This window comes from Lysinibacillus fusiformis (assembly GCF_002845985.1).
Taxonomy (GTDB): Bacteria; Bacillota; Bacilli; order Bacillales_A; family Planococcaceae; genus Lysinibacillus; species Lysinibacillus fusiformis_D.
The window spans coordinates 442,004-468,125 of record NZ_PDFK01000002.1 but is presented as its reverse complement, the minus strand read 5'-3'; the positions used below and the strand labels follow the sequence as shown (position 1 = coordinate 468,125).

Genomic DNA, 26,122 nt, shown 5'->3' with positions numbered 1-26,122 from the left:
AGGCGTCTTTTTTATTGCTACAAAATTATAATTATCTATTTATTTGGATTGTTATTTTATGAAAATAATAGAAATTTATAATTTTATATTCCCCAATCTACTATAATTTGATAGAATGAAAATGTTTAAAATGAATAGTTGGGGGTAAGAGCTTTGAAATTAAAAATTAGCACATGGCTCCAAAATTTAGGGATCGCTTGTAGTATAGCATCGTTATTGACACTCTTCTTTCGCCTATCTGAATTTTCCTGGGTGACGAAAAGTGTTTATCATATACCAGTCTTTTTTGTTTGTATCTTTTTAATGAGTATTATTATTGCAGCGGATGTAAGAAATTTGTTTAAAAAATTGTTTTGGTATGAAAAACGTAAGATTCAGCGTCCTATTTGGCAAGTAGGGATCGGCTTTATTTTCTTTTTGGCACAAATCAGTATGGTAATGGTATTTAGTCAAGAGTTGACACAGCCACAATTAGGTGGTATGCCATTATTTCTAGTGATTGCCTTTATGAATGCATTTATATTAACCGTCATATATGAAGAAATTTTTTATCGTACATCCAATCAATAACAGCTATCGAATATTGAAATTTCAGATGGACCCAGATTATAACCTTTTAACGGTTTGATGATGTATTAATAAAGCCAATCGCATTGAGCGGTTGGCTTTTTGCTATGGATCGAGATGCAGAAGTGATGGATAAAACCACAAATGTGATGGATAGCGTGCCGAAAGTGACGGTTAGCACCTCGAAAGTAGCGGATAATCTTGCGGATGACCGTCTGCTTTTTTTACTTGAAATGCATTGTTATGATAAAGTAGAGGGAAGTAGAAGACAACGCAGGAGGATAAAATCATGACCAAAGAAAAATTACTATTATTGGACGGTAATAGTTTAGCGTATCGCGCGTTTTTTGCGTTGCCATTGTTAACGAATGATAGTGGTATTCATACTAATGCTGTATACGGCTTTACAACAATGCTACAAAGAATATTAGAGGAAGAACAGCCAACGAAAATATTGGTGGCCTTTGATGCAGGAAAAACTACGTTTCGCCATGAAACTTTCACGGAATATAAAGGTGGGCGACAAAAGACACCACCAGAACTATCAGAGCAGTTCCCTTATTTACGAAAGCTTATAGATGCCTATGGTATTAAGCAATATGAGCAAGAATTATATGAAGCGGATGATATTATTGGGACTCTTGCTAAAGAGGCTTCGTCACAAGATATGGATGTCATCATCGTAACGGGAGACCGCGATTTAACGCAGCTGGCGACAGAGCAAGTAACCGTTTATATTACGAAAAAAGGCATAACAGAAATTGAGAAAAATACACCTGCCTTTATTGCAGAAAAATACGGTTTATCACCGCTACAAATTATCGATATGAAAGGTTTAATGGGGGATGCCTCCGATAATATTCCTGGTGTGCCAGGTGTTGGTGAAAAGACCGCTGTTAAATTATTGAAAGAGCATGGCTCCGTTGAGGCACTTTATGAGGCGATGGATACATTGAAAGCTTCTAAAATGAAGGAAAAGCTGGTGGCTAATGAAGAGCAGGCTATCATGAGTAAGAAGCTGGCAACGATCTATACAGAAGCCCCTATTACGATTTCACTTGCTGACCTCGCCTATAACGGACCAAATGAAGAAGAATTAATCAATGTCTGGCGTGAGCTTGGCTTTAAATCACTCCTTGATAAAAGTGATTTTACAATGCAGGAAGAAGAGCAAGCACCTTTCGATTATGTACTAGCCGAAGAAGTGCAACCAGAGGATTTACTAGATGTAATGGCTGTCCATGTTGAACTGGAAAATGAGCATTATCACACTTGTCAGCTACTAGGAATTGCGTTGTCAGATGGAACAAAGACGCAATATATTCCATTTGATATTGCAGCAAAATCGGATGCGCTCCGTCGCTGGCTAGAAGATGCCACAAAAATAAAGTATATGTCCGATTCAAAGGCAGCTCAAGCGGCATTAAAGCGAGTAGGTATTCAATTGGCAGGCGTTGACTTTGATCTGCTACTAGCCTCTTATATTAATAATCCTGGATTAAGCGGGGATGATGTAGCAACACTTGCGAAGGAATTAGGTTACTATGATGTTCAAGCAGATGAGACGGTTTATGGAAAGGGAGCTAAGCGTGCAATTCCTGACATGGATCAACTTGCACAGCATGTTAGCCGTAAAGCCTTTGCTGTGTGGTCATTACAGCCAAAGTTAGCAACCTTATTAAAAGAGAATGAACAATTTGAACTTTATAAAAACCTAGAGCTACCATTGGCAGGGATTTTGGGCGAGATGGAAAGTGAAGGGATTACTGTTAACCGTGCTACGTTAGAGAAAATGGGTCAAGAGCTTAATGATAAGCTGATAGTGATTGAGCAAGAAATTTATGCGGAAGCTGGAGAAACCTTTAATATTAATTCCCCTAAACAATTAGGTGTTATTTTATTCGATAAGCTAGGGTTACCTGTCATTAAAAAGACCAAAACGGGCTATTCAACAGCGGCTGATGTACTGGAAAAATTACAGTCAGAGCATGCTATCATCAAACATATTCTGTTGTATCGCCAGCTTGGAAAATTACAATCCACATATATTGAAGGCTTATTAAAGGAAATCCATGAATCAGATAGCAAGGTCCATACACGCTTCCAACAAGCATTAACGGCGACAGGGCGTTTAAGCTCCACTGATCCAAATTTGCAGAATATCCCGATTCGTTTAGAAGAGGGTCGCAAAATCCGTCAAGCATTTGTCCCATCAAAAGAGGGGTGGATTCTGTTTTCTGCTGACTACTCACAAATTGAATTGCGAGTGCTTGCACATATGTCGGAAGATAAAAACCTTGTAGAGGCCTTCCGTGAAGGGATGGATGTTCATACACGTACTGCTATGGATGTATTCCATGTAGCCGAAGAAGAGGTTGATAGCAATATGCGTCGTGCAGCGAAGGCTGTTAACTTTGGTATTGTCTATGGTATTAGTGATTATGGCCTTTCACAAAACTTAGATATTACACGTAAGGAAGCGGCCACGTTTATTGAAAAGTATTTCGCAAGTTTCCCAGGTGTGAAACAGTATATGGATGATATTGTGCAAAATGCGAAATTTAATGGTTATGTCACAACGATTTTAAATAGACGTCGCTATTTACCAGACATTACAAGCTCCAACTTTAATTTGAGAAGCTTTGCAGAGCGTACTGCGATGAATACGCCGATTCAGGGAAGTGCTGCGGATATTATAAAAAAAGCGATGATCGATATGGATGCTCGATTGAAAAAAGAAAAAATGCAGGCAAAGCTACTTCTTCAAGTGCATGATGAATTGATCTTTGAAGCACCTCAGGAAGAAATTGCATTGCTAGAAAAAATTGTACCAGAGGTAATGGAAAATGCTATTGAGCTTTCAGTACCGCTCAAAGTAGATTTTAACCATGGCTCGACATGGTACGAGGCAAAATAAGGAGGGATTCAAATGCCTGAATTACCAGAGGTGGAAGGTGTCGTCCAGGCATTGAAACCAAAGATTGAAGGACGCACCATTCAACAGGTTCAACTATCTGAAAGAGTACATTTCTCTTTTAGTGAAGGGAAACAATGTATTGTAAAACAAGCAGAGCCTGATGCTTTTGAAATAACGATGTCCCAGATGACCATTACCAAAATTGAACGCCGAGCGAAATACATTTTCTTTCATTTGCTGAGGGATGATGTTCCATATGTCCTTGTCAGTCATTTAGGCATGACAGGTGCCTGGTTTGTTGTCAATTCACCAGAAGAAATCCATGAGGCAAAATTCCAAAAGCATATTCATGCCACATTTAAAATGGCTGATGGAGGATACTTGATTTATTCGGATATTCGCCGCTTTGGCGAACTTCGCTTTCTAACAAAAATTGAAGATCATGCGCCATTAACAAAAATGGCCCCAGAGCCATTTGATGAGCATGCATGTGACTTTTTTATAGCAAAATCTAAATTACCGAAATATGAAAATAAGGCGGTAAAAGAAGTGATTATGGATGGGCAAGTTATATCGGGCTGTGGCAATATTTATGCTACAGAGGCATTGTTTGCTCAGAAAATTCACCCAGCACGCAAAATGAACCGCATCAGTGAAAAGCGGAAGCGGGCATTATTCAAGGAAATTGTTACTGTCCTACGTCAAAGCATTGAAGCAGGCGGTTCAACAATATCTGACTATCGAAACATTAATGGGGAAGCTGGGAGTATGCAAAATCGACTGCAAATGTATGGGAAAAAGCTATGTCCAGTATGTGAAACGGCAACAAGTCAAATGACGATTGGTGGGCGTACCTCAGTTTATTGCCCAAATTGTCAACATTAAAGGGGATTTAACGATGATTATCGGACTTACAGGGAGTATTGCAAGCGGAAAAAGTACAGTAGCAAAAATGATGATCGAACTGGGGTTACCGATTGTCGATGCAGATGTTGTAGCACGAGATGTTGTAGAACCAGGAACAGAGACTTTAGCATTCATTGCTGAAAGCTTTGGACAAGCCATTTTGCTTGAGGATGGCCATTTAAATCGAACAATGCTTGGGGATATCATTTTCCATGAGCCTGCTAAGCGCAAAATATTAAATGATATTATGCATCCAGCTATTCGCAAAGAAATGCTACGTCAGCGCGATGCCTATTTAGAGGCAGGACATGAGCATGTGGTAATGGACATTCCATTGTTATTTGAAAGTAAGCTGCAGCATTTTGTAGAGCGTATCATTGTGGTATCAGTCAGTGAAGAAGTTCAGCTCCGTCGCTTAATGGAACGCAATCATTTATCGAAAGAGGATGCATTGGCGCGTATGCACTCGCAGCTACCGATGTCTGTCAAAGAAAAAGGTGCACATGCGGTCATTTACAATAATGAGAATATAGAAAACACAGAGGAACAATTAATAAAAATCCTGCGCTATTGGAGTGTTATTTAATTGGTCAATCAGGTGCGTAGCAAGCCAATCTTGCTGCGCATTTTTTTATGGGAAAATGCCATAATAAAGAATAATTTTTCAGAAAATAAGAACTTTTATATTCTCAATATATAATGTTCATCTTTTTTAAAATTGTGTTATACTAATCACCATAAAGTATATAATTAATTAATTTGAGTTTGTACTCACGGGAGGATATTATAAATGACAGTATCAATTGCTATTAATGGTTTCGGGCGTATCGGACGTATGGTTTTCCGCCAGGCTATCGTACAACAAGGTTTAAACATCGTTGCAATTAATGCAAGCTATCCAGCAGAAACGTTAGCACATTTGATTAAGTATGACACAAATCACGGAACATTTGAGGGTACGGTAGAACCAGCAGGCGATGCTTTAGTTGTAAATGGTAAACGTGTTCAAATTATTAGTGAACGTGATCCATTAAAATTACCTTGGGCTGAAATGGGTGTAGATATTGTTATTGAAGCTACTGGTAAATTTAATGAGCGTGATAAAGCAGCTATGCATTTAGAGGCTGGGGCAAAAAAAGTAATCCTAACAGCACCTGGTAAAAACGAAGATGTCACAATTGTTTTAGGTGTAAATGATGACAAACTCGATATTGCGAAACATGATGTTATTTCAAATGCTTCTTGTACAACAAACTGCTTAGCGCCAGTTGCAAAAGTATTGAATGACACATTTGGCATTGAAAATGGCTTAATGACAACGGTTCATGCATATACAAACGACCAAAAGAACTTAGACAATCCACATAAAGATTTACGTCGTGCACGCGGCTGCGCACAATCTATTATTCCAACATCTACAGGTGCTGCAAAAGCATTGAAATTAGTTTTACCTGAATTAGAAGGTAAAATTCATGGTATGGCACTTCGCGTTCCTACACCAAACGTATCTTTAGTAGACCTTGTAGTAGATTTAAATACGGATGTCACAGTTGACTCTGTCAATGCAGCATTCGTAAAAGCTGCAACAGAGGGGCCAATGAAGGGCATTCTCAACTTCTCAGTAGAACCATTAGTATCTGCTGATTACAATACAACTACTTACTCTTCAACAGTTGATGGACTTTCTACAATGGTTTTAGGCAATCGCAAAGTGAAAGTACTTGCTTGGTATGACAACGAGTGGGGCTACTCTGCACGTGTTGTAGACCTTGTGAAAAAAGTGGCGAATGCTTTAGAGACAGTAAACGCGTAATAATTTTTTATAGAGAGCACATTGAAATCGACATGGTTTCAATGTGCTCTTTTTTTGGAGAAACTTTCCTTGTGCTTTAGGTTCTTTAGGTTTATCATGAGCACACAAACATGAATGCACTTTTCTTACATGTAGGAAATTTGTTATAATAGAAATATTAAAATGTTGTAAATCAGGAGAGTAATTATATGAGATGTCCATCTTGCCAATTTAACGGAACGCGTGTTGTGGATTCGAGGCCAGTAGATGATAACAAAGAAATTCGTAGACGTCGTGAATGTGAGTCATGTGGCTTCCGTTTTACAACGTTTGAAAAGATTGAAGAAACACCATTAGTTGTAGTGAAAAAGGAAGGTTCACGAGAGGAGTTTAGCCGTGAGAAGGTACTTCGTGGGCTTATTCGTGCTTGTGAAAAACGTCCAGTGGCGCTTGATGTACTGGAGGAGCTTGTCCTGTCAATTGAAAAGGATCTTCGCCGTATTGGAAATTCAGAAGTACGTTCAGAAGATGTTGGTGAAATGGTAATGGACCGCCTAGCCAAAATCGATGAGGTCGCTTATGTGCGTTTTGCATCGGTTTACCGTCAGTTTAAAGATATCAATGTCTTTATTGAGGAAATAAAGGACATTATTCAACGTCAGACGGAGAAGAAATTATAGCAAACAGAGAGGATGAATGACGTTGATTCATTTATATAAGGAATTGCAGCCTGGCGATCCTTTCGACATTCGTCTACCTCATGCATTTTCTACACAGGAGCGTCAATTAGTTACATTATTTTATCAACCATTAACGGGTTCAGAGCCAATCAGCCTTTATTTAACATTATGGGCGGAAGCAGAGCAAATGCCAAAACAACAAATGACACATTATTATTTAATGAATGTGCTTGGATTGCCCATTGGTAAAGTGTTTGAAGCTCGTATTGCACTAGAGGCAATTGGTTTGCTGCGTACATGGAAAAAGGAAAATGCTGGTGAGCGTAGTTTTTTATATGAGCTACAGCGCCCACTAGATGCAGATAGCTTTATGAAAGACCCGTTGCTGTCGATGTTTTTGTTTAGCAAAATTGGCGAACAGGCCTATCGAAATTTACGTCAGCGCTTTATGTCACCAATAAAGGATACGGAGCTTAAGGATGTGTCCCGTGCCTTTATTGATGTCTTTAAGCCTGTTCACGCTAATATTCCAGCAGATATACAAGTAGATACGAGTCATAAGGATAAACAACCGAAAGTATATCCTTTTTATTTGGAGCAATTTGATTTTGAGCTATTACAAGCAGGTTTGTCAGAGCAATTGGTACCTTCCAATTTGCTGACATTAGAAGTACGTGAAGCGATAGCAAAACTGGCGTTTTTATATCATTTAACGGCCCTTGATATGCAAAAAGTTGTGATTCTTGCTTTGGATGATGATTTAGGAATTTCCCAGGAACGTTTACGTAAGGCTGCTGCCGATTTTTATAAATTAACCGTGTCAAAGGAGCCGCCAAAATTAGCACGGGTAACTGAACCATTACCAGCAGCAGAAGCAGGGCAAAAAACGAAGGATCAAGAGCTCCAACACTATTTAGAAACGACAGCACCTGTACAAGTGTTACGTGATATTAATAATGGAAAAGAGCCTTTGCAAACTTCTGTCCAGCTAGCGGAAAATTTAATCGTTCAGCATGGTATGCCTATTGGAGTGGTCAATGCTTTGTTAGAATACGTTATGCTAACGACAGATATGAAGCTGCCAAAAAAATATGTGGAAACGATTGCGGATCACTGGGTACGTAAAAATGTTCAAACAGCCAAGGAAGCTATGGAGCTTGCACGTCAAGAGCATGATAAATATACGGCTTGGAAAAATAAGCCACAGACTACAAGTAAAACGAATCAGCAAAACAAAAGACGTTCAGGACAGCAACGTGAAGAAAAAGTGCCTGAATGGTTCTATAAACGGAATGAAAAACAAGAGGAATCTACTTCTAGCACAATAGATTTTGAAAAAGAGCGACAGAAAATATTAGAGATGCTAGGAAAAAGTGAATAGTAAAGAAGGTGAACAACTATCGAACCTATAAATGGACCATTAAAACGAGCAATTAATGTACCCTCGTTTCAAGAACGCTATGAAGCAATGCGACGTGAAATTTTAGAACATCCACGTGTGCAGGAATTCTTAGCTCAGCATGCAGATGAATTAAACTATGACAATATAGAGCGAAATTTACCTAAGCTTCATGAGTTTATTAGTCAATCTACTGAGTGCTGTGGCTGTGACAATACGGAACATTGTACAAACTATTTAAAAGGCTTCCTTCCTACATTAAGGGTAGTACGGAATTCTATTGAAATGGACTATGTACGCTGTGAGCAAAAAATCAGAGAAGAAGAACGTCGAGATGTTGCGAATATGATTGCCAGTATGCACATGCCAAAAGACGTGCTTCAAGCAACTATTCAAGATTTAAGTATTGATGATGAATCACGTGTGACAATTGCACAAAAGGCAGCTCAATTTGTAAAAATGACAAAAGAAACAGGTCAATTACCTTCAAAAGGTTTTTACTTATACGGTAAATTTGGTGTAGGGAAATCTTTTGTACTTGGAGCACTAGCTAATGAATTAGCGTCCACTAAAATTCGCTCTGTTGTGGTTTTTGTTCCAGAGTTTTTACGAGAAATGAAAAACGCCATTGGCGACAATACCTTGAACGAGAAAATTGATTATATAAAAAAAGCTCCTGTTTTAATGCTAGATGATTTAGGCGCAGAAACGATGACGGCTTGGACACGAGATGAAATATTAGGAACTATTTTCCATTATCGTATGGCAGAGCAATTGCCAACGTTTATTACATCTAATTTTAATTACGATGAATTAGAGCATCATTTAGCACAGTCACAAAAAGGTGATATCGAGGTTGTAAAGGCAGGACGTATTATGGAACGAATAAAAGCCTTGACTGAGCCCATTGAAATGCGAGGTAATAATCGTAGAATGTAACATGGCATTGATAGTTGCATTTTTCGACAATCGAGCGTATACTGACTCATATACTTAATATCAATATGCATTGATGAGGACATGAATTTTGTGTATCGGCTTATAGAGAGGGAAGTCATTGGCTGAAAACTTCCTAGTGTGAGCACATCATTTACTACCTACTGAGCAGCGAAAGGGATAATCTTTCGCCGGTCCCTAGCCCGTTAGCTAGCCTTGAGCTTCGTCTGACTTTGGATAAGTCGGAAGGAAGAAGGGTGGAACCACGAGCATACGCTTCGTCCCTTTCGTAGGGACGGGGCTTTTTTATTTGTCTCAGATTTCATTGAAATCGTTGTGTGAAATGGTGGCTCCGCTCATAAAAGGAAAGAAGTAGCTCATGAAAGTAATGTCTCCACTCTAACCGAGTAGGACCCCGCTCAATTCAAGCCGAAGTCACACAAACAATGACTCAAGCTAATCATCAAGCATTATGTATTCAACAAAATGAAGGAGTGCAAAGAATATGTCAGAAATGATTAAATTAACTTTCCCAGATGGCGCTGTAAAGGAATTTGCAAAAGGTACATCAACTGATGATGTAGCATTATCTATTAGCCCTGGCTTACGTAAAAAAGCTTATGCCGGTAAAATCAATGGTGTGTTAGTAGATTTAAAAGCACCAATTGAAGAGGATGCAACAATTGCGATTATTACACAAGATGATGTGGAAGCACTTGAAATTTTACGTCACTCTACTGCCCATTTAACAGCACAAGCTATTAAACGTCTATTCCCAGATGTGAAGCTTGGTATTGGCCCAGTCATTGAAGGTGGTTTCTACTATGATATTGACTCACCAACACCAATTACTGCTGAAGATTTGCCAACAATTGAAAAAGAAATGAAAAAAATTATTGCTGAAAACCTAGAGGTAGAACGTAAAAATGTAAGCCGTGCCGAAGCACAAGCAATCTATGAGGAGATTGGCGATGAATACAAATTAGAATTACTTGAGGCCATTCCAGCAGATGAGCAAGTATCTATTTATTATCAAGGCGAGTTTTTCGATCTTTGCCGTGGTATTCACGTACCATCAACTGGGAAACTACGTGAATTCAAGCTGTTATCATTAGCAGGTGCATATTGGAGAGGGAACTCTGATAACAAAATGCTACAACGTATTTATGGTACAGCGTTCTTCAAAAAAGAAGAATTAAAACATCACCTACAAATGCTAGAAGAAGCAAAAGAACGTGATCACCGTAAAATCGGGAAAGAGTTAGAACTATTTACAACTTCTCAAAAAGTAGGTCAAGGTTTACCACTTTGGTTACCAAATGGTGCAACAATTCGTCGTGTTATTGAACGTTATATTGTCGATAAAGAATTATCACTAGGTTATAAACATGTTTATACACCTGTATTAGGTTCGAAAGAGCTTTATCAAACTTCGGGTCACTGGGATCATTACCAAGATTCTATTTTCCCACCAATGGAGATGGATAACGAGACATTAATTATGCGTCCGATGAACTGTCCTCACCATATGATGGTATACAAAAACAGCATGCATTCTTATCGTAACCTACCATTACGTATTGCAGAGCTTGGTACAATGCACCGTTATGAAATGTCAGGAGCGGTTTCAGGTTTACAACGTGTACGAGGAATGACTTTAAACGATGCACATATTTTTGTTCGTCCAGATCAAATTAAAGCGGAGTTCCAAAAAGTAGTACAGTTAATTTTAGAGGTTTATAAAGATTTCGATTTAAATGATTACTCATTCCGTTTATCTTATCGCGACCCAGCAGATACTGAAAAATACTTCGATGATGATGCAATGTGGGAAAGAGCACAAAGCATGTTAAAAGAAGCAATGGATGAGCTTGGCTTAGATTACTTCGAAGCAGAAGGTGAAGCGGCATTCTATGGTCCTAAACTTGACGTTCAAGTAAAAACAGCGATTGGTAAAGAAGAAACTTTATCTACAGTTCAATTAGACTTCTTATTACCAGAGCGATTTGACTTAACGTATGTTGGGGAAGATGGAAAACCACATCGTCCAGTTGTTATTCACCGTGGAGTTGTATCAACAATGGAACGTTTCGTTGCCTTCTTAATTGAAGAATACAAAGGGGCATTCCCAACTTGGTTAGCACCAGTACAAGTAGAAGTTATTCCAGTATCGAATGAAGCCCACTTCGACTATGCAAAACAAATTGAAGAGCAATTAACAGCAGCTGGCTTACGTGTGGAAATGGATGATCGTGAAGAGAAATTAGGCTATAAAATCCGTGAAGCACAAATGAAAAAGATTCCGTATATGCTAGTAATTGGTGACAAGGAAGTAGAGGCGAATGGCGTAAATGTTCGACGCTATGGCTCAAAAGATTCAGAAACAATTAGCTTTGAGGATTTCCTAGCAACTATAAAAGCCGAAATTACAAAATAAGCTTTCATAATAAAGTACGCTTGCCAAAGTGAGGGTTTCTGTGTAAAATGAATCTTGTTTTTGTATAGAACATTTGCATTTAGGCTAAGCTAGTAGTGATAAGAAAATAAACATTTGACAGCTTATCATATACATGCTAATATAGTTAAGGTTAATGAATACAAAGTTTGTGGTTGAAGTAGAGGCTGCCCGCTTCTCACCTGATACAACGCTTTAAAGGCTGTGAACAGGTATGACACGTTGAATTGTTTTGCGTAGACTTGCGCATGCACATATAGCGGGCGGACATCTTCAAAAATGTCCGTCCTTTTTTTATGGACATGACAAGAGGATGTACCGTTCAACCGGGCAAGACTTTGCCCAAACCATGTATTCGCGACAACTACTTGGAGGTGGATTACTATTAGCAAAGACATGTATGTAAACGAAGGCATTCGCGCACGTGAACTTCGATTAATCGATCACAATGGTGACCAGCTTGGTGTAAAGACACGTAATGAAGCGCTAGAAATCGCCACTCGTGTAAACTTGGATCTTGTCCTTGTGGCCCCTCAAGCCAAGCCGCCAGTCGCTCGTATCATGGACTATGGTAAATTTAAGTTTGAACAGCAAAAGAAAGACCGTGAAATTCGTAAAAATCAAAAGGTCATCGTCATGAAAGAGGTTCGTTTGAGCCCATCAATCGATGAGCATGATTTCCAAACGAAGTTACGTAATGCGATTAAATTCCTTGAAAAAGGCGATAAAGTAAAATGTAGCTTACGTTTCAAAGGTCGTGCGATTACACATAAGGACATTGGTCAACGTGTGTTAGATCGTTTTGCTGAAGCTTGTGCTGAAGTATCAACGGTAGAACAAAAACCGAAGATGGAAGGCCGAAGCATGTTCTTAGTTCTTCAACCAAAGAACGAGAAATAATATTAGACGAACAGTTTAGGAGGAATTCGACATGCCAAAAATGAAAACTCACCGTGGAGCTGCGAAACGTTTCAAAAAAACGGGTTCAGGTAAATTAAAATATGACCGTGCTTATGGAAGCCACTTATTCGCAAACAAATCTACGAAACAAAAACGTCACTTACGTAAAGCAAACATCGTTTCATCTGGTGACTTCAAACGCATCAAATCTTTACTTGTTTACATGAAATAATTGACTACAAAAATACTAACATTCATTTTTAAATGAAAAGCAGGAGGTAATTCATATGCCACGCGTAAAAGGCGGAACAGTGACGCGCAAACGTCGTAAAAAAGTATTAAAATTAGCTAAAGGTTACTATGGTTCAAAACATACATTATATAAAGTTGCTAACCAAGCGGTAATGAAGTCAGGTCAATATGCATACCGTGACCGTCGTCAGAAAAAACGTGATTTCCGTAAATTATGGATCACTCGTATCAATGCAGCTGCTCGTATGAACGGTCTTTCTTACAGCCGTTTAATGCACGGTTTAAAAGTTGCTGGTATCGAAGTTAACCGTAAAATGTTAGCTGACCTTGCTGTAACAGATGCTGCAGCATTCACTCAACTAGCAGACGCTGCTAAAAAAGCAGTAGCTAAATAATAGTTGACGTAGTCAACTATTATTTCTGCACCGAAAGCGCAGCGGCAGGTGCAAAATAGGAATTTTCTGCACCGAAAGCATAAGCGACAGGTGTTAAAAAAGACTGATGGATTTTTCCATCAGTCTTTTTTGTGTTAGATTAGTAGTATAACGTTTTCTAGATAAAGGAGTAAGAAATGGGACAAGCATTATTAGCGTATATGAGCATTGTATCGATTGTGCTGCTCATTTTAATGGGTATGGATAAATCACGTGCTAAAAAACATGAATGGCGTATTGCGGAGCGCACGTTGTTTACGCTTGCCATAGCAGGAGGGGCAGGAGGTGGCGTGCTAGGTATGTATTTATTCCGCCATAAAACACGCCACAATCGTTTTGCATTTGGTTTTCCACTATTAGCAGCCATTCAAATTTTTATCATTGTACAATTGTGGTCATAATTGACATGAATTAAAAACACATCCTCATGATGGGGATGTGTTCCGCATAAGCTGTTCAATGGGCTGCTTCCAATTAATTTTTGCGTTTGGATAGTTCAATAAAATTTCCTGCTGTAAATATTCAAAGTCGCTTTTGGAGAGGCCTTGCAGCGTCGCAGCGTCACGCGCACCGACAAAAATAGTCACAACCTCGAAAGCATCCTCTGTCGTGCCTAGGTATTTTTCACCTTCAAAAAGAGCACCCTTATAGGAAATGAAGAAATTCTTTCGCACATTTTTAACGTCATCGTAAAAATAATATTGGCCTTTTTCATAGGCTTCATCAAGTTTGCGTTTAGGATCGGTTATATAACGAATCGCTTTATAAAATACATAGATAATAAGCGCTATCACAGCAAGTCGAATTAGTAACGGCAACATTTTTAAATTTTCCCCCTTGAAGAAAGGTTATTCTTTCCTATACGATTAGAGAGGTCAAATAGTTTCATTTTATTTAAAATATTTTTTTAGAAATTTAGGAGATAAAAATGAATTTACAACAATTGTTTACAATGCAACAAGAGCTGGATGATTTTATCGAGCAAACACAAAATATTCAGCAAGATGTGTTTCAGGAAAAGGGCTTAGCCTTAATGGTAGAGTTAGCAGAGCTTGCGAATGAAACGCGCTGCTTTAAGTTTTGGAGCACAAAGGGGCCTTCAGCACGTGAGGTTATTTTAGAAGAATATGTGGATTCTATTCACTTTATCTTATCGCTTGGCTTATTAAAGGGCTATACATCGATTGAAAAGTGGCCTGTGGTAGAAGAAAATCGAGATTTAACAGCCATTTTTTTAGAGACACAAAGTGCTATTTTAACATTTATTCAGCAACCTACCAAGGAGCGCTACTTAGCCATTTGGCAATGCTACGGGGTACTCGCGTATAACCTCAGTTTTACATTTGAGGACGTGGTTGGCGCTTATATTGAGAAAAACCAAGAAAATTACCAGCGTCAGCGTTCAGGATATTAAAGTAAGAAATACACTAATTTTCAGACGATTAAGCTAGGAATATTTCGGTAAACGAAGTATAATAAAGTAGATACGAGAAGTAGGAGGCAAAAGGATGACACAACTAGATTCAACATTACAAATGTTTAAAGATTTAACAGATGCGAATGGTATTGCAGGTAATGAGCGTGCACCTCGTGAGGTCATGAAAAAATACATTGCACCATATGCAGACACTGTAGAAACAGATAACTTAGGTAGTGTAATTGCTAAAAAAGTAGGCGATGAAAACGGTCCTAAAATTGTCGTAGCAGGACATTTAGATGAAGTAGGTTTCATGGTAACGCAAATCGATGACAAAGGCTTTATCAAATTCCAAACTGTAGGTGGCTGGTGGAGTCAAGTAATGCTTGCACAGCGTGTAACGATTACTACTCGCAAGGGTGATGAAGTGATTGGGGTTATTGGTTCAAAACCACCTCATATTTTACCTGCAGATGTACGTAATAAAGTAGTAGACATTAAAGATATGTTTATTGATATTGGTGCTGCTTCTAAAGATGAAGTACTTGAGTGGGGCGTGCGTCCTGGCGATATGGTAACACCATACTTTGAATTTAATGTTATGAAAAATGATAAGTATCTATTAGCAAAAGCTTGGGATAACCGTATCGGTTGTGCTATTGCGATTGATGTTATGAAAGCGTTACAAAATGAAAAGCATCCTAACATTCTTTATTCAGTAGGGAATGTACAAGAAGAAGTGGGGCTTCGCGGTGCTAAAACAGCAACACATAAAATCCAACCAGATATTGGATTTGCAGTAGATGTAGGTGTAGCAGGAGACACGCCAGGTGTTACAGCTAAAGAATCAACTAGTAAGATGGGTGCTGGCCCACAAATCGTTGTGTATGATGCATCTATGGTATCACATCGTGGCTTACGTGAATTCGTATTAGATGTAGCAGATGAGCACAATATTCCATATCAATTTGAAGCGATGGCTGGCGGTGGGACAGACGCTGGCTCCATCCACGTAACAGCAAATGGCGTACCAGCACTATCCATCGGTATTGCGACACGCTACATCCATTCACATGCAGGTATCCTACATCGTGATGATTATGATAACGCTGTTAAATTAATGGTAGAAGTTATTAAAAAATTAGACCGTGATGCAGTCAATAAAATTACATTTGATTGATTGAATGATAAGAACTAAATAGAATTCCCATAGTTTTGCCTTCTAACGACAATGTTAGGAGGCTTTTTTCGTTGCTTAAACCAATATAGCTTACTTAAGAGGGAATAGTTAGGATATCATAGCAAATATTACACAATAGTCATTAGTACATACTAGATAGCAAGTTGAAAATGAAACCAAAATACTATTTTTGAAAATTAATTTTGTATGGTATAATTTCCTATAAAAGGAGTGGATTTATTTGGGAATTCAAAAAGTAATCAAGTTTTTATTATGTTTATCTCTTAGTTTATGTATCATAAATTATCCTAGTATTTCTTTTGCTGAAACACTTGATATGAATACATCTAGTGAAAAAAGCATATCTGACATTGATACAGGTATAGCAAACTTGAACTACAATAACAAGGAAGTATTAGCAGTGAATGGTGACAAGGTTGATAGCTTTGTTCCAAAAGAAGGTATTAACTCAAATAATAAATTTATAGTGGTTGAACGTAATAAAAAATCACTTACAACTTCACCGGTGGATATTTCAATTATTGATTCTATGGCGAATCGTACATATCCAGGAGCATTACAACTTGCAAACCGAGCTTTTGTAGACAATCAACCTAGTTTATTGGTAGCTAAAAGAAAACCCCTAAATATTAGCATTGATTTACCTGGCATGAAAAGGGAAAATACTATAACGGTGGATAATCCAACATATGGTAATGTGTCTGGTGCAGTAGATGAGTTAGTATCTACTTGGAGTGAGAAATATTCCACAACACATACTTTACCTGCAAGACTACAATATTCTGAATCTATGGTTTATAGCAAATCTCAAATAGCGAGTGCTCTGAATGTCAACGCTCAAGTTCTTGACAATTCACTAGGGATTGACTTTAATGCGATTGCGAACGGCGAGAAAAAAGTGATGGTTGCAGCATACAAACAAATATTTTATACCGTAAGTGCTGAACTACCTAACAATCCATCAGACCTTTTTGATGATAGTGTCCATTTTGAAGAATTAACGCGTAAAGGGGTAAGTAATGATGCTCCTCCCGTTATGGTATCAAATGTAGCTTATGGTAGAACAATTTATGTGAAATTAGAAACAAGCTCTAAGAGCAAGGATGTACAAGCTGCTTTTAAAGCCTTACTGAAGAATGTCAATACGAATGTAGAAACTAGTGCACAGTACAAGGATATTTTTGAAGAAAGCTCCTTTACGGCTGTAGTATTAGGAGGAGATTCACAAAAGCATAATCAAATTGTCTCAAAGGACTTTAATGATATTCGAGGAATAATTAAAGATAATGCAGAATTTAGTCTTAAAAATCCAGCATATCCAATTTCGTATACAAGTGTTTTCTTAAAGGATCATTCAATTGCTGCTGTTCATAATAATACAGATTATATTGAGACGACATCTACAGAATATTCTAAAGGAAAGATCATCCTTGATCATTATGGTGCATATGTTGCTCAATTTGAAGTAGCCTGGGACGAATTTTCCTATGATGAAAATGGAAATGAAGTATTAACCCATAAAACTTGGGATGGAAATTGGAAGGACAAAACAGCTCATTTCTCTACAGTAATACCACTTCCTGCTAATTCAAAAAATATAAGAATTTATGCAAGAGAGTGTACAGGTCTTGCCTGGGAATGGTGGAGAACGGTTATTGATGAATATAATGTTCCAATGTCTAATGAAATCAAAGTCTCCATTGGAGGAACGACATTATACCCAACAGGTAGTATTAATTAACATCAAAATTCATCATAATGATGTGAAAAATGATATTCAATTTCGATAATAGCGTTTTACCTCCTAACAAATTATTGTTAGGAGGTTTTTTGCGTTGGTTAGAACCTGTACAAGTCCGATTGGTGAAAGCAATTAATCCGTGGGAGATGAAAGCCCCCACGGATTGCATTCAAGATTCATAAACCATCTTATTGTTGAAAGAGGTGATGATAGTCTGTAAAGATAATAATTCAATAGCATTTGCTTCAATAGCTTCAGTAGAGCAGCAAGCAAGCGAATATTGTCCTTCGAGATGGGTGGATAAAAAAGAAAGAATGTCACAATGGTTACCATGGAAATGAATAGTGCCATCCATTATTTTAAAAGAAAAAGATTGAAGTGGCGTTGATAAGCCAATGCCTAAGTATTTGATGTAGGCTTCCTTTAATGTCCAAAGCTTAAAAAAATAATCTAATTGATCCTTGTCCGATAACGTGATGAGATCCTTATATTCCTCAGAGGAGAATATATGCTGGGCAAGATTGAGATCCAATAAATGATGCTTTTCAATGTCAACGCCAATTTCTGTATTACTGACACCACAAAAAACATAATTTCCTGAATGAGAAACATTGAAAAAGGCATTTGGTAAATTTTTAATAAAAGGTTTGCCATACGAATTATTAGCAAATTCAATAGTACAGGGGGCTATATTAAAATTTGTTGAAATTAAATATCTAGCTAATATATCCCCTAATAGCCCTCGCTTGTAGTCTTCTTTATAGTGAAATTTTTGAAGTCTATTTTTTTTCTCATTGGAAATAAAAGCTGTAAGTTTCGAATGGTACATGTCAAAGTGTACATCTGTAATTGAAAGTAAAGCCAGTTTTATAATAATTATACCCTCCTATTCGTTTAGCCTTTCGATAATTGCTGTCTATATTCTTTAGGTGTGAGGTCTAGATAACGTTTAAATAGTTCTGAAAACCTTCCGGCACTTTGATAGCCTACTTTCCGAGCAATCTCATTAATAGGAAGCTCTGTATGAGCTAGTAGTTTCTCAGCCTGATGGACTCGTTGCTTTTGGATATATTCAGTAATTGTACAATGATACACTTCTTTAAATAGCTTTTTTAATTTTGTAGCACCCATACATGAAATTTTCGTTAAATGATCTAATGTTAGTTGAAGCGTATAGTAATTTTCGATATGAGCGGCTACATGCTCAATATGGTGAATATCTTCTTTAGAAATTTGTGAGCAATGACATGTTTTATCAGAAAGGGCTCGTTCCATAATGAGAGCCAATGCTTCATATACTTTTCCTTCATAAAAAAGGGCAGAAGTTAGGTCGGAACCTCGATAAACAGCTATTTGTCGAAGGAGAATAACCATCTCTGAAAAAGTAGATGTCGCTTTTAATGTTGTTAACGCTTGTCGTGGATTCACATATTTTTCACCATATTTATATGCTAAAAATTGATCACAAAATGTAGCAGTAAACTCAATGCCAATTGATTGTACTGGAATATTTTTATGAATAATAGCACTATATTTTTCACCTTTGCTCCAATAGCTTCTTATATAGCCAGACTTTAATGGTTGATAAGGATGAAGCTCCTCGCCTGAAATAGATTCGTAGTATGTGATTGTTAGTAGCTCAGGCATCGTTAATTCTAATCGATGATCCTCAAAAAAATAAAAATCATGAATAAGAATAGAAAACATATCTTTGGCATGATATATCCAATAATACCCGTTACCTAAAGCTGGATCAATTGTGAAAGTAGTTCCTATGGCGTTATATTTACTCTTCTGATCATCTTGTGAAAATCCATTTTTTAATAATAGAGGTTCAAAATGTTGTAAAGTCATTTGCTTTCCCCTTCCCTCAATTAGACATTCCTTTTCCTTGATTAGACGTAAACACAGTGTGGGCATATTTTTATGTACTGTTATTCATTATAATAGATAATGATAATCGTTATCAATTAAAGGTGCTAATTATAGTAAAAATTACAATAGAAAGGGATTGTGATGTAAATATGTATACACAAACGATGCAACAAAAAACGCTTACGATGAAAGATTTAATAACAGTCGGTATTTTCTCAGCGCTTTTCTTTATATTTATGATGATTGGGTCAGCCTTTTTCGCACCCAACCCTGTATTGACTTTTTTAATGCCAGCGGGTGCAGCCCTATTAACGGGCCCTATTTATTTATTAATGCTAGCGAAAGTACCGAAATTTGGCCCAATACTAATTTTGGGGATATTGATAGCGATTATTACGTTCGTAACAGGAATGTACTGGTTATGGTCATTAGCATGTATAGTACTAGCTTTGCTAGGCGAATTCATTGCATCAATCGGCAAGTATAAAAATAATACGATTAATATGATGAGTTATATTGTTTTTTCACTTCATCCTATGGGGTCTTACATAATGCTATGGTTCAATCAACAAGCATATAAGGAGTATTTAGTAGGTCAAGGAACAGAACAAGCTTATATGGATACGATGCTAACAACGGCCCAAAACTGGATGCTACCAGCAATGATTATTGGTACAATGCTCTGCGCACTCATTAGTGGTTTTTTAGGGAAAAAATTATTGAAAAAACAGTTTGAGAAATCTGGGGTACTGGCATAGCTAGAGTGGTGAAACTTTAAGATTAAGGGAGAAGATTTATATGTATGAGCAGAGCAATGTGCATATGCAAGTTTCCACCGTCAAGCTTGATCCAAGAACAAAAATATACCTGCTACTGTTAGTGAATGTTGCGGTGTTTTTGTCACCTTCTTTTCAATACGAACTGCTATTAATGGTCATCATATTTAGTCTTTGTCTATTGATGGGTATGTTGTCATTTTCAATAAAAATGATGCTAGGATATGGATTTATTCTAGGTATTCACTTTATAAGTGAAAGATTTTTATCTGGTACATGGGAGCTAATGTTTGTCTCGTTTGCTATGTTTATTAGAAAAATTTTTCCATGTGTTGTCATGGGAGGGTTACTAGTTGGGACTACCAAAATCAATGAATTTATGACGGCCTTAGGAAAACTACGACTTTCAAAAAAAGTAATTATTCCATTAGCCGTCATGTTACGCTATTTTCCTATGATTGGGGAAGATTGGCGCTATATAAAGGATGCGATGAAATTAAGGGGCATTTCTCCCTCCATCATAGGCTTTCTAACAAAACCTATGCAAACGGTTGAATGCATATATGTTCCTTTAATGATGGCAGCATCCAAAATTGCTGATGAATTATCTGCTGCAAGTATAGCGAGGGGAATTGAAAACCCGAAAGAGCGCTCTTGCTTTCAACATGTACATTTTCAACTAAGCGATAGTATTGTCGTTTTTGTATTGACGTTTTTTGTATTTGGAGGGCTGTTCATATGTTGAAAATCGAGCAATATTCATTCCATTATACAGATGAGAAAAGTGAAGGTATCGAAAATATAAATTTTCATGTGAAAAGAGGACAGTGCATTTTATTATGTGGTAAAAGTGGCTGTGGGAAAACAACGATTATCAGAGCAATTAACGGTTTAATTCCTTATTTTTATTTCGGCCAACTTAAAGGGCAAGTGATGTTAAATAATCTACCTGTAGAAAATAGAAAGATGTATGAATTAAGTGAACAGGTAGGGACAGTTTTTCAAAATCCACGATCACAGTTTTTTAACGTTGATACAGATAGTGAGATTGTATTTGGAATGGAAAACATGGCATATCCAAAAGAAATGATGGAAGAAAGAATGCAAGAGATTACATTGGAACTTCGTTTAGAAAAGCTTCGTCGTCGTAATATTTTTCATTTATCAGGTGGTGAGAAGCAGAAGATTGCCTTTGCGAGTGTCTATGCTGTTGCACCAGATGTTTTTGTGCTAGATGAGCCTTCGTCTAATTTAGATGCGGCTGCTATTGAAGAATTAAAGGAGATGATTGCCTTACTAAAAATGCAAGGTAAGACGATTATTATATCTGAACATCGACTTTATTATTTAAGAGATTTAATTGATACTGCCATTGTGTTAAATAAGGGACAAATTGTATCAACTTATACACAAAAGGAATTTTTACAGCTTTCGAATCAACAGCTGGAACAATTGGGGCTACGCACGCTTTATTTAAGCAATGTACAGTTTCAACATCGACAGCAGCCTGCTAAACATAAAGTCCATGAACTTATTGTGAAGGATGTTACGATTTCACATAAAAAGAGAAATATACTGGAAAATATACACTTTGCAGCAAAAAGCGGCGAAATTATTGCCATCACAGGACATAATGGGGCAGGGAAAACGACCTTTGCTAGATCGCTATGTGGTCTACATAAAATAACATCTGGAAATATTTATTTTAATAAACAAAAACTAACTTCGAAAAAACAAGCACAGCTCTCCTATCTGGTGATGCAAGATGTTAATTATCAGTTATTTGCTGAAACAGTCGAAAAGGAATGTGTCTTTGGGGTGAAAAATCCTGATTCAAATTTAGTACAACAAGTATTGGAGGAGATGGATTTATTAGAGTTGACAGAACGACACCCTAATACATTATCAGGTGGACAAAAACAAAGGCTTGCAGTAGCGGCTAGTTTAATAAGTGAAAAGGAAATTTTAGTATTTGATGAACCGACAAGTGGACTAGATTATGACAGTATGCAAAAGGTGGCAAGTATTTTAAAAAGTTTAGCGGAGGCTAATAAAATTGTTTTTGTTATAACACATGACCTGGAATTTATAGCGACCTGCTGTCATCGTATTCTTCGTTTTGAAGATGGAAAGAAGCAAGACGATTATATACTGAATAAAGAAAATCAGCAGTATACAATTGATGCTTTCACTCTACAGCAAGGTTAGCGGCTGCTGAGTAAAGTACAATGTGAAATTACACAGATGATTGTGTAGGAAGGGGCTGAATAACAATGGAAAAAGCACTACAAAATAAAAATCCGATCTTCATGCTTCTTTCTTGGGCAGGAAAAGATAAAAAATATTTATATTTATCGGTTTTATGTTCTTTAATTAGTGGTCTTTCTACAATTGTATCTTATTTCGTTATTTATCAAATTATTGAGCAAGTCTATCACAATACCTTAACGGAAGCCTTATTAATTCAAAATTTATTACTTTTGATTACATCGATTATTGTTCGATTTGGGCTCTTTGCTATTTCTGGTACTCTTTCGCATAAAGGAGCCTATCGAACGTTATTTAAAGTGCGTTGTCAAGTAACAGAGCATATGGCACAAGTACCATTAGGCTCTTTAAATGAACGAAATACAGGGGAAATTAAAACATTATTAAATGAAGAAATCGAAAAATTAGAATTATTTTTAGCCCATCATTTACCAGAGCTCGTCTTTTATATGAGTGGTCCAATAGCTGTCTTTATCTATTTATGTACGGTAAATGTACCGTTAGCGCTTATTTCGTTTATTCCATTAATCATTGCAGTAGCAGTTATGGCCATCATGTTTCGTGGTACGAATCAAATGATGGATCGTGCAGCACGTTCTATAGCTAATTTAAATGCAATCATTATCGAATATATTCAAGGCATGCGTTTAATTAAGGCATTTAACATGAGCAGTTCATCTTTTCAAAAGTTTGCTAAAGCTGTAGATGATGAATTTAAGACATGGAAAGAAATATCTTTGAAAATGGGCCCACCATATGCGAGCTATATCATTATTATAGAGTGCGGTTTATTGCTAATGGTGCCCATAGGTGGCATGTGGTTCTTAAATGGTAGCTTAACAGGAAGTGTCTTTATTCTTTTTGCATTTGTAGGTTCATTGTATTTAACAGAACTACGCCCTCTACAAGAATTAGGCATGAACTTTGCACAAGTATTAAATGCTGTAAAGAAATGTGTAACTTTTTTAGAAACACCTGTTTTTGAACAAGGGCAAGCATTTCCAAAGAATTATACTATTGAATTGAAAAATGTTAACTACTCTTATGATGGGCAGAAAGAACATTTAAAAAATGTGAATCTAACGATTGCTGAAAATGAAAAAATAGCTATTGTCGGTGCTTCAGGTTCAGGGAAAAGTACAATTGTCCAGTTGATTTCACGCTTTAATGACGTTCAACAAGGGGAAGTGTTAATCGGTCATCAAAACGTGAAGGCTATTGAGTATGAGGAATTATTAAAAAATATAACGATAGTATTCCAAAAGACATTTTTAACGAGTGGGACCGTTTTCGAAAATATTGTTATGGGCTCTAGCGCCACACTTGATGAAGTAAGAGAAGCAGCAAAAAAGGCCCAAATTGATGATTTTATCATTTCATTACCAGATGGTTATGATACGAAGGTAGGGAGCTTTGGCATTAGATTTTCTGGTGGTGAAAAGCAGCGTATTGCGATTGCACGTGCCATTTTAAAAAATGCGCCTATACTAATATTGGATGAAGCCACATCCGCAGCCGACCCAGAAAATCAAGCCGAAATTGATCAGGCCATTGCTGAGCTTTGTGTAGGTAAAACGGTTATTATCATTGCACATCGTCTTGGAATGATTAAGCATTGTGATCGAGTGGCCATTGTCGAAAATGAAACAATTCAAGCGTGTGGAACACATCAAGATATGCTAGAAGAGTGCCCTTCATATAAAAAAGTTTGGCAGGATTATAGCAAAGCTAGAGAAATTACGTATGAATTGTAAGATATTTATCTTGGTTCAGCAGATGTCACATATTTGGAAGAAAATTACCTACGTAGCGACGGGTACAATTACGCCAAGGCGTAATTAATGGATGAAGGAGAATCTAGTATGGACAAAAAACATGCATTTAGAAAAAATATTTCTTTTTATCTTTCTGTTGTTTTCAATGTCATCGAAGGGATGCTAGCTGGTTTTAATTTTATCGTTTTATACTACACGATTAAAGCCTTAATTACAGAGCAATTAACGATGAGCATGTTAACTCAAACTATATTATTATTAGGTGCTGTTTTTGTTATTCGCTTAATTGTCTATGCATTTGGTTATACGAGAGGGCAAATTGGTGGTGCGCAAGTAAGTAGAATTCTTCGCTTGTCGCTGGGCGATAAAATGAAAAAAATACCACTTTCCTCCTTTACGAAGGCACAAATTGGCGAGTACATTAATGCAACGACAACAAGTGTTAATAATTATGAAAATATTTTGACTCATAAAATTGGTGATATTATAAAAAATACTTCGTTTAGCTTACTGTTAATTGGCTTCGTTGCAACGCATTCGATATCTGCTGGAATAGTTCTTTTATGTTCAGGCTTATTATTATTACCATCACTTTACTTGTCCTTTTTAATGGTAAAAAAATACGGGAACGAGAAGAAAAATATTATGACAAAAAATACAAGTGATGTAGTGGAGTATATTAATGGTATTCAAACGCTACGATCATTTGGTTTAGGTGGTGTTAAAAATAAAGCAACAACTGATTCTATGAAAGCCTATAGTGATATTAGTTATGTATATGAGATCAAAGTAATTCCAATTGGTACGATATTTAGTATTCTCTGTTGGTTCAGTTTACCGATTGTTCTTTATTTAGCAGGTCATCAATGGTTGGCAGGAAATCTAGAGGCTTCTTCCTTCTTTCTAATTAGCATCAGCCCTTTATTTACATGTAAATTGTTTGGCACACTTTTTATTGACCTTACCTCTTATAAAAATTTTATGATTGCCAAACGTCAAATTGAAGCTGTATTAGATGCAGAGGAAGAGCCATCAAGTGATGCCTTTTTTGAACCTGAACAATATAGTATAGCTTTTCACAATGTGAATTTCGCCTATAGCCAAGAAGAACCTGTATTGCGTGATATTAATTTTGAAATTGGGTCTTCCCAGTTTGTAGCAATTGTCGGGCCATCGGGTTCGGGAAAATCAACTATTTTAAATTTAATCACAAAATATTATGAGCCTAATCGTGGTGATATTTTAATTGGTCAGCAAACGATTCAATCGATCGCTACTGAAAAAGTAATGCGAAAAATTTCAATGGTTGATCAAGATACTTTTTTGTTTAATGACACGATATTAAATAATATTCGCTATACAAAGCCAGAAGCAACAAAACAAGAAATTATTAATGCTGCAAAAGAGGCCAACTGCCATGATTTTATTGAGAAGTTGGAGTATGGCTATGACACAATCATTGGGGAAAATGGTAATAATTTATCTGGTGGTGAAAGGCAGCGTATATCCATTGCACGTGCCATTTTAAAGGACAGTCCTATACTTTTATTAGATGAAGCGACCGCTTCGTTAGATATCGAAAATGAGTTAGCTGTAAAAGAAGCGATTAAAAATCTTTTGAAAAAGAAAAAAACAGTGGTGATGATTGCCCATACACTTTCCATTATTAAAAATGCAGACAATATATTAGTTGTGGATGGAGGACAAATCGTTGAAGAAGGGTCACATCAAAGTCTTATCGCTGAGGAGGGCAAATATGCAGCTATGTGGAAAAAAGAACATCAATTAAGTATCGTCTAACAAATAGATGTTAACAGAGAGAATGGAGGCG

25 protein-coding genes are annotated in these 26,122 nt (G+C 37.0%); 22 read left to right on the top strand and 3 right to left on the bottom strand.

Features of this window, described 5'->3' with window-relative positions; all coding sequences use genetic code 11:
* Positions 1–153: 153 nt before the first annotated feature.
* From CRI88_RS08280 to CRI88_RS08215, 14 genes are all read left to right on the top strand, one after another.
* Complete coding sequence (locus tag CRI88_RS08280; RefSeq protein WP_036118946.1) at positions 154–570, top strand: hypothetical protein; 417 nt, start codon at positions 154–156, stop codon at positions 568–570.
* Positions 571–653: 83 nt separating this feature from the next.
* A complete protein-coding gene (locus tag CRI88_RS08275; protein WP_139149532.1) occupies positions 654–860 on the top strand; it encodes a hypothetical protein in 207 nt (68 codons plus the stop codon).
* Entirely contained in the window at positions 857–3,484 is a 2,628-nt protein-coding gene (gene polA / locus CRI88_RS08270) for a DNA polymerase I (protein WP_036118950.1), read from the top strand. The genes CRI88_RS08275 and polA overlap by 4 nt, the downstream gene beginning before the upstream one ends.
* A gap of 12 nt (positions 3,485–3,496) precedes the next feature.
* On the top strand, positions 3,497–4,369 hold the full coding sequence (gene mutM / locus CRI88_RS08265; RefSeq protein ID WP_058843381.1) for a bifunctional DNA-formamidopyrimidine glycosylase/DNA-(apurinic or apyrimidinic site) lyase: 873 nt from the start codon (positions 3,497–3,499) through the stop codon (positions 4,367–4,369).
* Positions 4,370–4,382: 13 nt separating this feature from the next.
* Complete coding sequence (gene coaE, locus CRI88_RS08260; RefSeq protein ID WP_036118953.1) at positions 4,383–4,976, top strand: dephospho-CoA kinase; 594 nt, start codon at positions 4,383–4,385, stop codon at positions 4,974–4,976.
* A 204-nt stretch (positions 4,977–5,180) separates the two neighbouring features.
* Complete coding sequence (locus tag CRI88_RS08255; RefSeq protein ID WP_036118955.1) at positions 5,181–6,203, top strand: glyceraldehyde-3-phosphate dehydrogenase; 1,023 nt, start codon at positions 5,181–5,183, stop codon at positions 6,201–6,203.
* 188 nt (positions 6,204–6,391) lie between these two features.
* Positions 6,392–6,862, top strand: coding sequence for a transcriptional regulator NrdR (gene nrdR, locus CRI88_RS08250; protein WP_036118958.1), 471 nt, complete (start codon positions 6,392–6,394; stop codon positions 6,860–6,862).
* Between the two features lie 16 nt (positions 6,863–6,878).
* Positions 6,879–8,243, top strand: coding sequence for a replication initiation and membrane attachment family protein (locus CRI88_RS08245; RefSeq protein ID WP_036118960.1), 1,365 nt, complete (start codon positions 6,879–6,881; stop codon positions 8,241–8,243).
* Positions 8,244–8,270: 27 nt separating this feature from the next.
* Positions 8,271–9,200, top strand: a complete 930-nt coding sequence (dnaI, locus tag CRI88_RS08240; RefSeq protein ID WP_255358782.1) for a primosomal protein DnaI — start codon at positions 8,271–8,273, stop codon at positions 9,198–9,200.
* Between the two features lie 502 nt (positions 9,201–9,702).
* Entirely contained in the window at positions 9,703–11,634 is a 1,932-nt protein-coding gene (gene thrS / locus CRI88_RS08235; protein WP_036118963.1) for a threonine--tRNA ligase, read from the top strand.
* A gap of 414 nt (positions 11,635–12,048) precedes the next feature.
* Complete coding sequence (gene infC / locus CRI88_RS08230) at positions 12,049–12,552, top strand: translation initiation factor IF-3 (protein WP_025114499.1); 504 nt, start codon at positions 12,049–12,051, stop codon at positions 12,550–12,552.
* A 31-nt stretch (positions 12,553–12,583) separates the two neighbouring features.
* Entirely contained in the window at positions 12,584–12,784 is a 201-nt protein-coding gene (gene rpmI / locus CRI88_RS08225) for a 50S ribosomal protein L35 (protein ID WP_004226312.1), read from the top strand.
* A gap of 55 nt (positions 12,785–12,839) precedes the next feature.
* Positions 12,840–13,199 carry a 50S ribosomal protein L20 gene (rplT, locus tag CRI88_RS08220; RefSeq protein ID WP_004226314.1) on the top strand — a complete coding sequence of 120 codons (360 nt, stop codon included), beginning with the start codon at positions 12,840–12,842 and terminating at the stop codon, positions 13,197–13,199.
* A gap of 176 nt (positions 13,200–13,375) precedes the next feature.
* Positions 13,376–13,639, top strand: a complete 264-nt coding sequence (locus CRI88_RS08215) for a DUF1294 domain-containing protein (RefSeq protein ID WP_058843380.1) — start codon at positions 13,376–13,378, stop codon at positions 13,637–13,639.
* A 24-nt stretch (positions 13,640–13,663) separates the two neighbouring features.
* Here the strand turns inward: CRI88_RS08215 and CRI88_RS08210 are convergent, their stop codons facing one another.
* Positions 13,664–14,059: a hypothetical protein gene (locus CRI88_RS08210; protein WP_036121631.1), complete on the bottom strand. Its 396-nt coding sequence runs from the start codon at positions 14,057–14,059 to the stop codon at positions 13,664–13,666.
* Positions 14,060–14,166: 107 nt separating this feature from the next.
* Here CRI88_RS08210 and CRI88_RS08205 point away from each other — a divergent pair, with 107 nt between their 5' ends.
* From CRI88_RS08205 to CRI88_RS08195, 3 genes are all read left to right on the top strand, one after another.
* The gene (locus tag CRI88_RS08205) at positions 14,167–14,652 is read left to right on the top strand and encodes a dUTP diphosphatase (RefSeq protein ID WP_036121628.1); all 486 of its coding nucleotides are present in this window, start codon (positions 14,167–14,169) and stop codon (positions 14,650–14,652) included.
* A gap of 94 nt (positions 14,653–14,746) precedes the next feature.
* Positions 14,747–15,835: a M42 family metallopeptidase gene (locus tag CRI88_RS08200; protein WP_036121625.1), complete on the top strand. Its 1,089-nt coding sequence runs from the start codon at positions 14,747–14,749 to the stop codon at positions 15,833–15,835.
* Positions 15,836–16,076: 241 nt separating this feature from the next.
* Positions 16,077–17,597, top strand: coding sequence for a thiol-activated cytolysin family protein (locus CRI88_RS08195; protein ID WP_369802719.1), 1,521 nt, complete (start codon positions 16,077–16,079; stop codon positions 17,595–17,597).
* A gap of 169 nt (positions 17,598–17,766) precedes the next feature.
* Here the strand turns inward: CRI88_RS08195 and CRI88_RS08190 are convergent, their stop codons facing one another.
* Both CRI88_RS08190 and CRI88_RS08185 read right to left on the bottom strand, forming a co-directional pair.
* The gene (locus CRI88_RS08190; RefSeq protein ID WP_051891636.1) at positions 17,767–18,426 is read right to left on the bottom strand and encodes a 4'-phosphopantetheinyl transferase family protein; all 660 of its coding nucleotides are present in this window, start codon (positions 18,424–18,426) and stop codon (positions 17,767–17,769) included.
* 65 nt (positions 18,427–18,491) lie between these two features.
* Complete coding sequence (locus CRI88_RS08185) at positions 18,492–19,451, bottom strand: helix-turn-helix transcriptional regulator (RefSeq protein ID WP_058843378.1); 960 nt, start codon at positions 19,449–19,451, stop codon at positions 18,492–18,494.
* A gap of 185 nt (positions 19,452–19,636) precedes the next feature.
* Here CRI88_RS08185 and CRI88_RS08180 point away from each other — a divergent pair, with 185 nt between their 5' ends.
* From CRI88_RS08180 to CRI88_RS08160, 5 genes are all read left to right on the top strand, one after another.
* On the top strand, positions 19,637–20,230 hold the full coding sequence (locus CRI88_RS08180) for an MptD family putative ECF transporter S component (protein WP_036121640.1): 594 nt from the start codon (positions 19,637–19,639) through the stop codon (positions 20,228–20,230).
* 40 nt (positions 20,231–20,270) lie between these two features.
* Positions 20,271–20,993 carry an energy-coupling factor transporter transmembrane component T gene (locus CRI88_RS08175; RefSeq protein WP_051891635.1) on the top strand — a complete coding sequence of 241 codons (723 nt, stop codon included), beginning with the start codon at positions 20,271–20,273 and terminating at the stop codon, positions 20,991–20,993.
* Complete coding sequence (locus CRI88_RS08170) at positions 20,987–22,456, top strand: ABC transporter ATP-binding protein (protein ID WP_058843377.1); 1,470 nt, start codon at positions 20,987–20,989, stop codon at positions 22,454–22,456. Before CRI88_RS08175 ends, CRI88_RS08170 begins: the two co-directional genes overlap by 7 nt.
* Before the next feature lie 65 nt (positions 22,457–22,521).
* Positions 22,522–24,270, top strand: coding sequence for an ABC transporter ATP-binding protein (locus CRI88_RS08165; protein ID WP_058843376.1), 1,749 nt, complete (start codon positions 22,522–22,524; stop codon positions 24,268–24,270).
* Positions 24,271–24,378: 108 nt separating this feature from the next.
* Positions 24,379–26,091 (top strand): ABC transporter ATP-binding protein, encoded by a 1,713-nt coding sequence (locus CRI88_RS08160; protein WP_058843375.1) that lies wholly within the window; start codon positions 24,379–24,381, stop codon positions 26,089–26,091.
* Positions 26,092–26,122 lie beyond the last annotated feature (31 nt).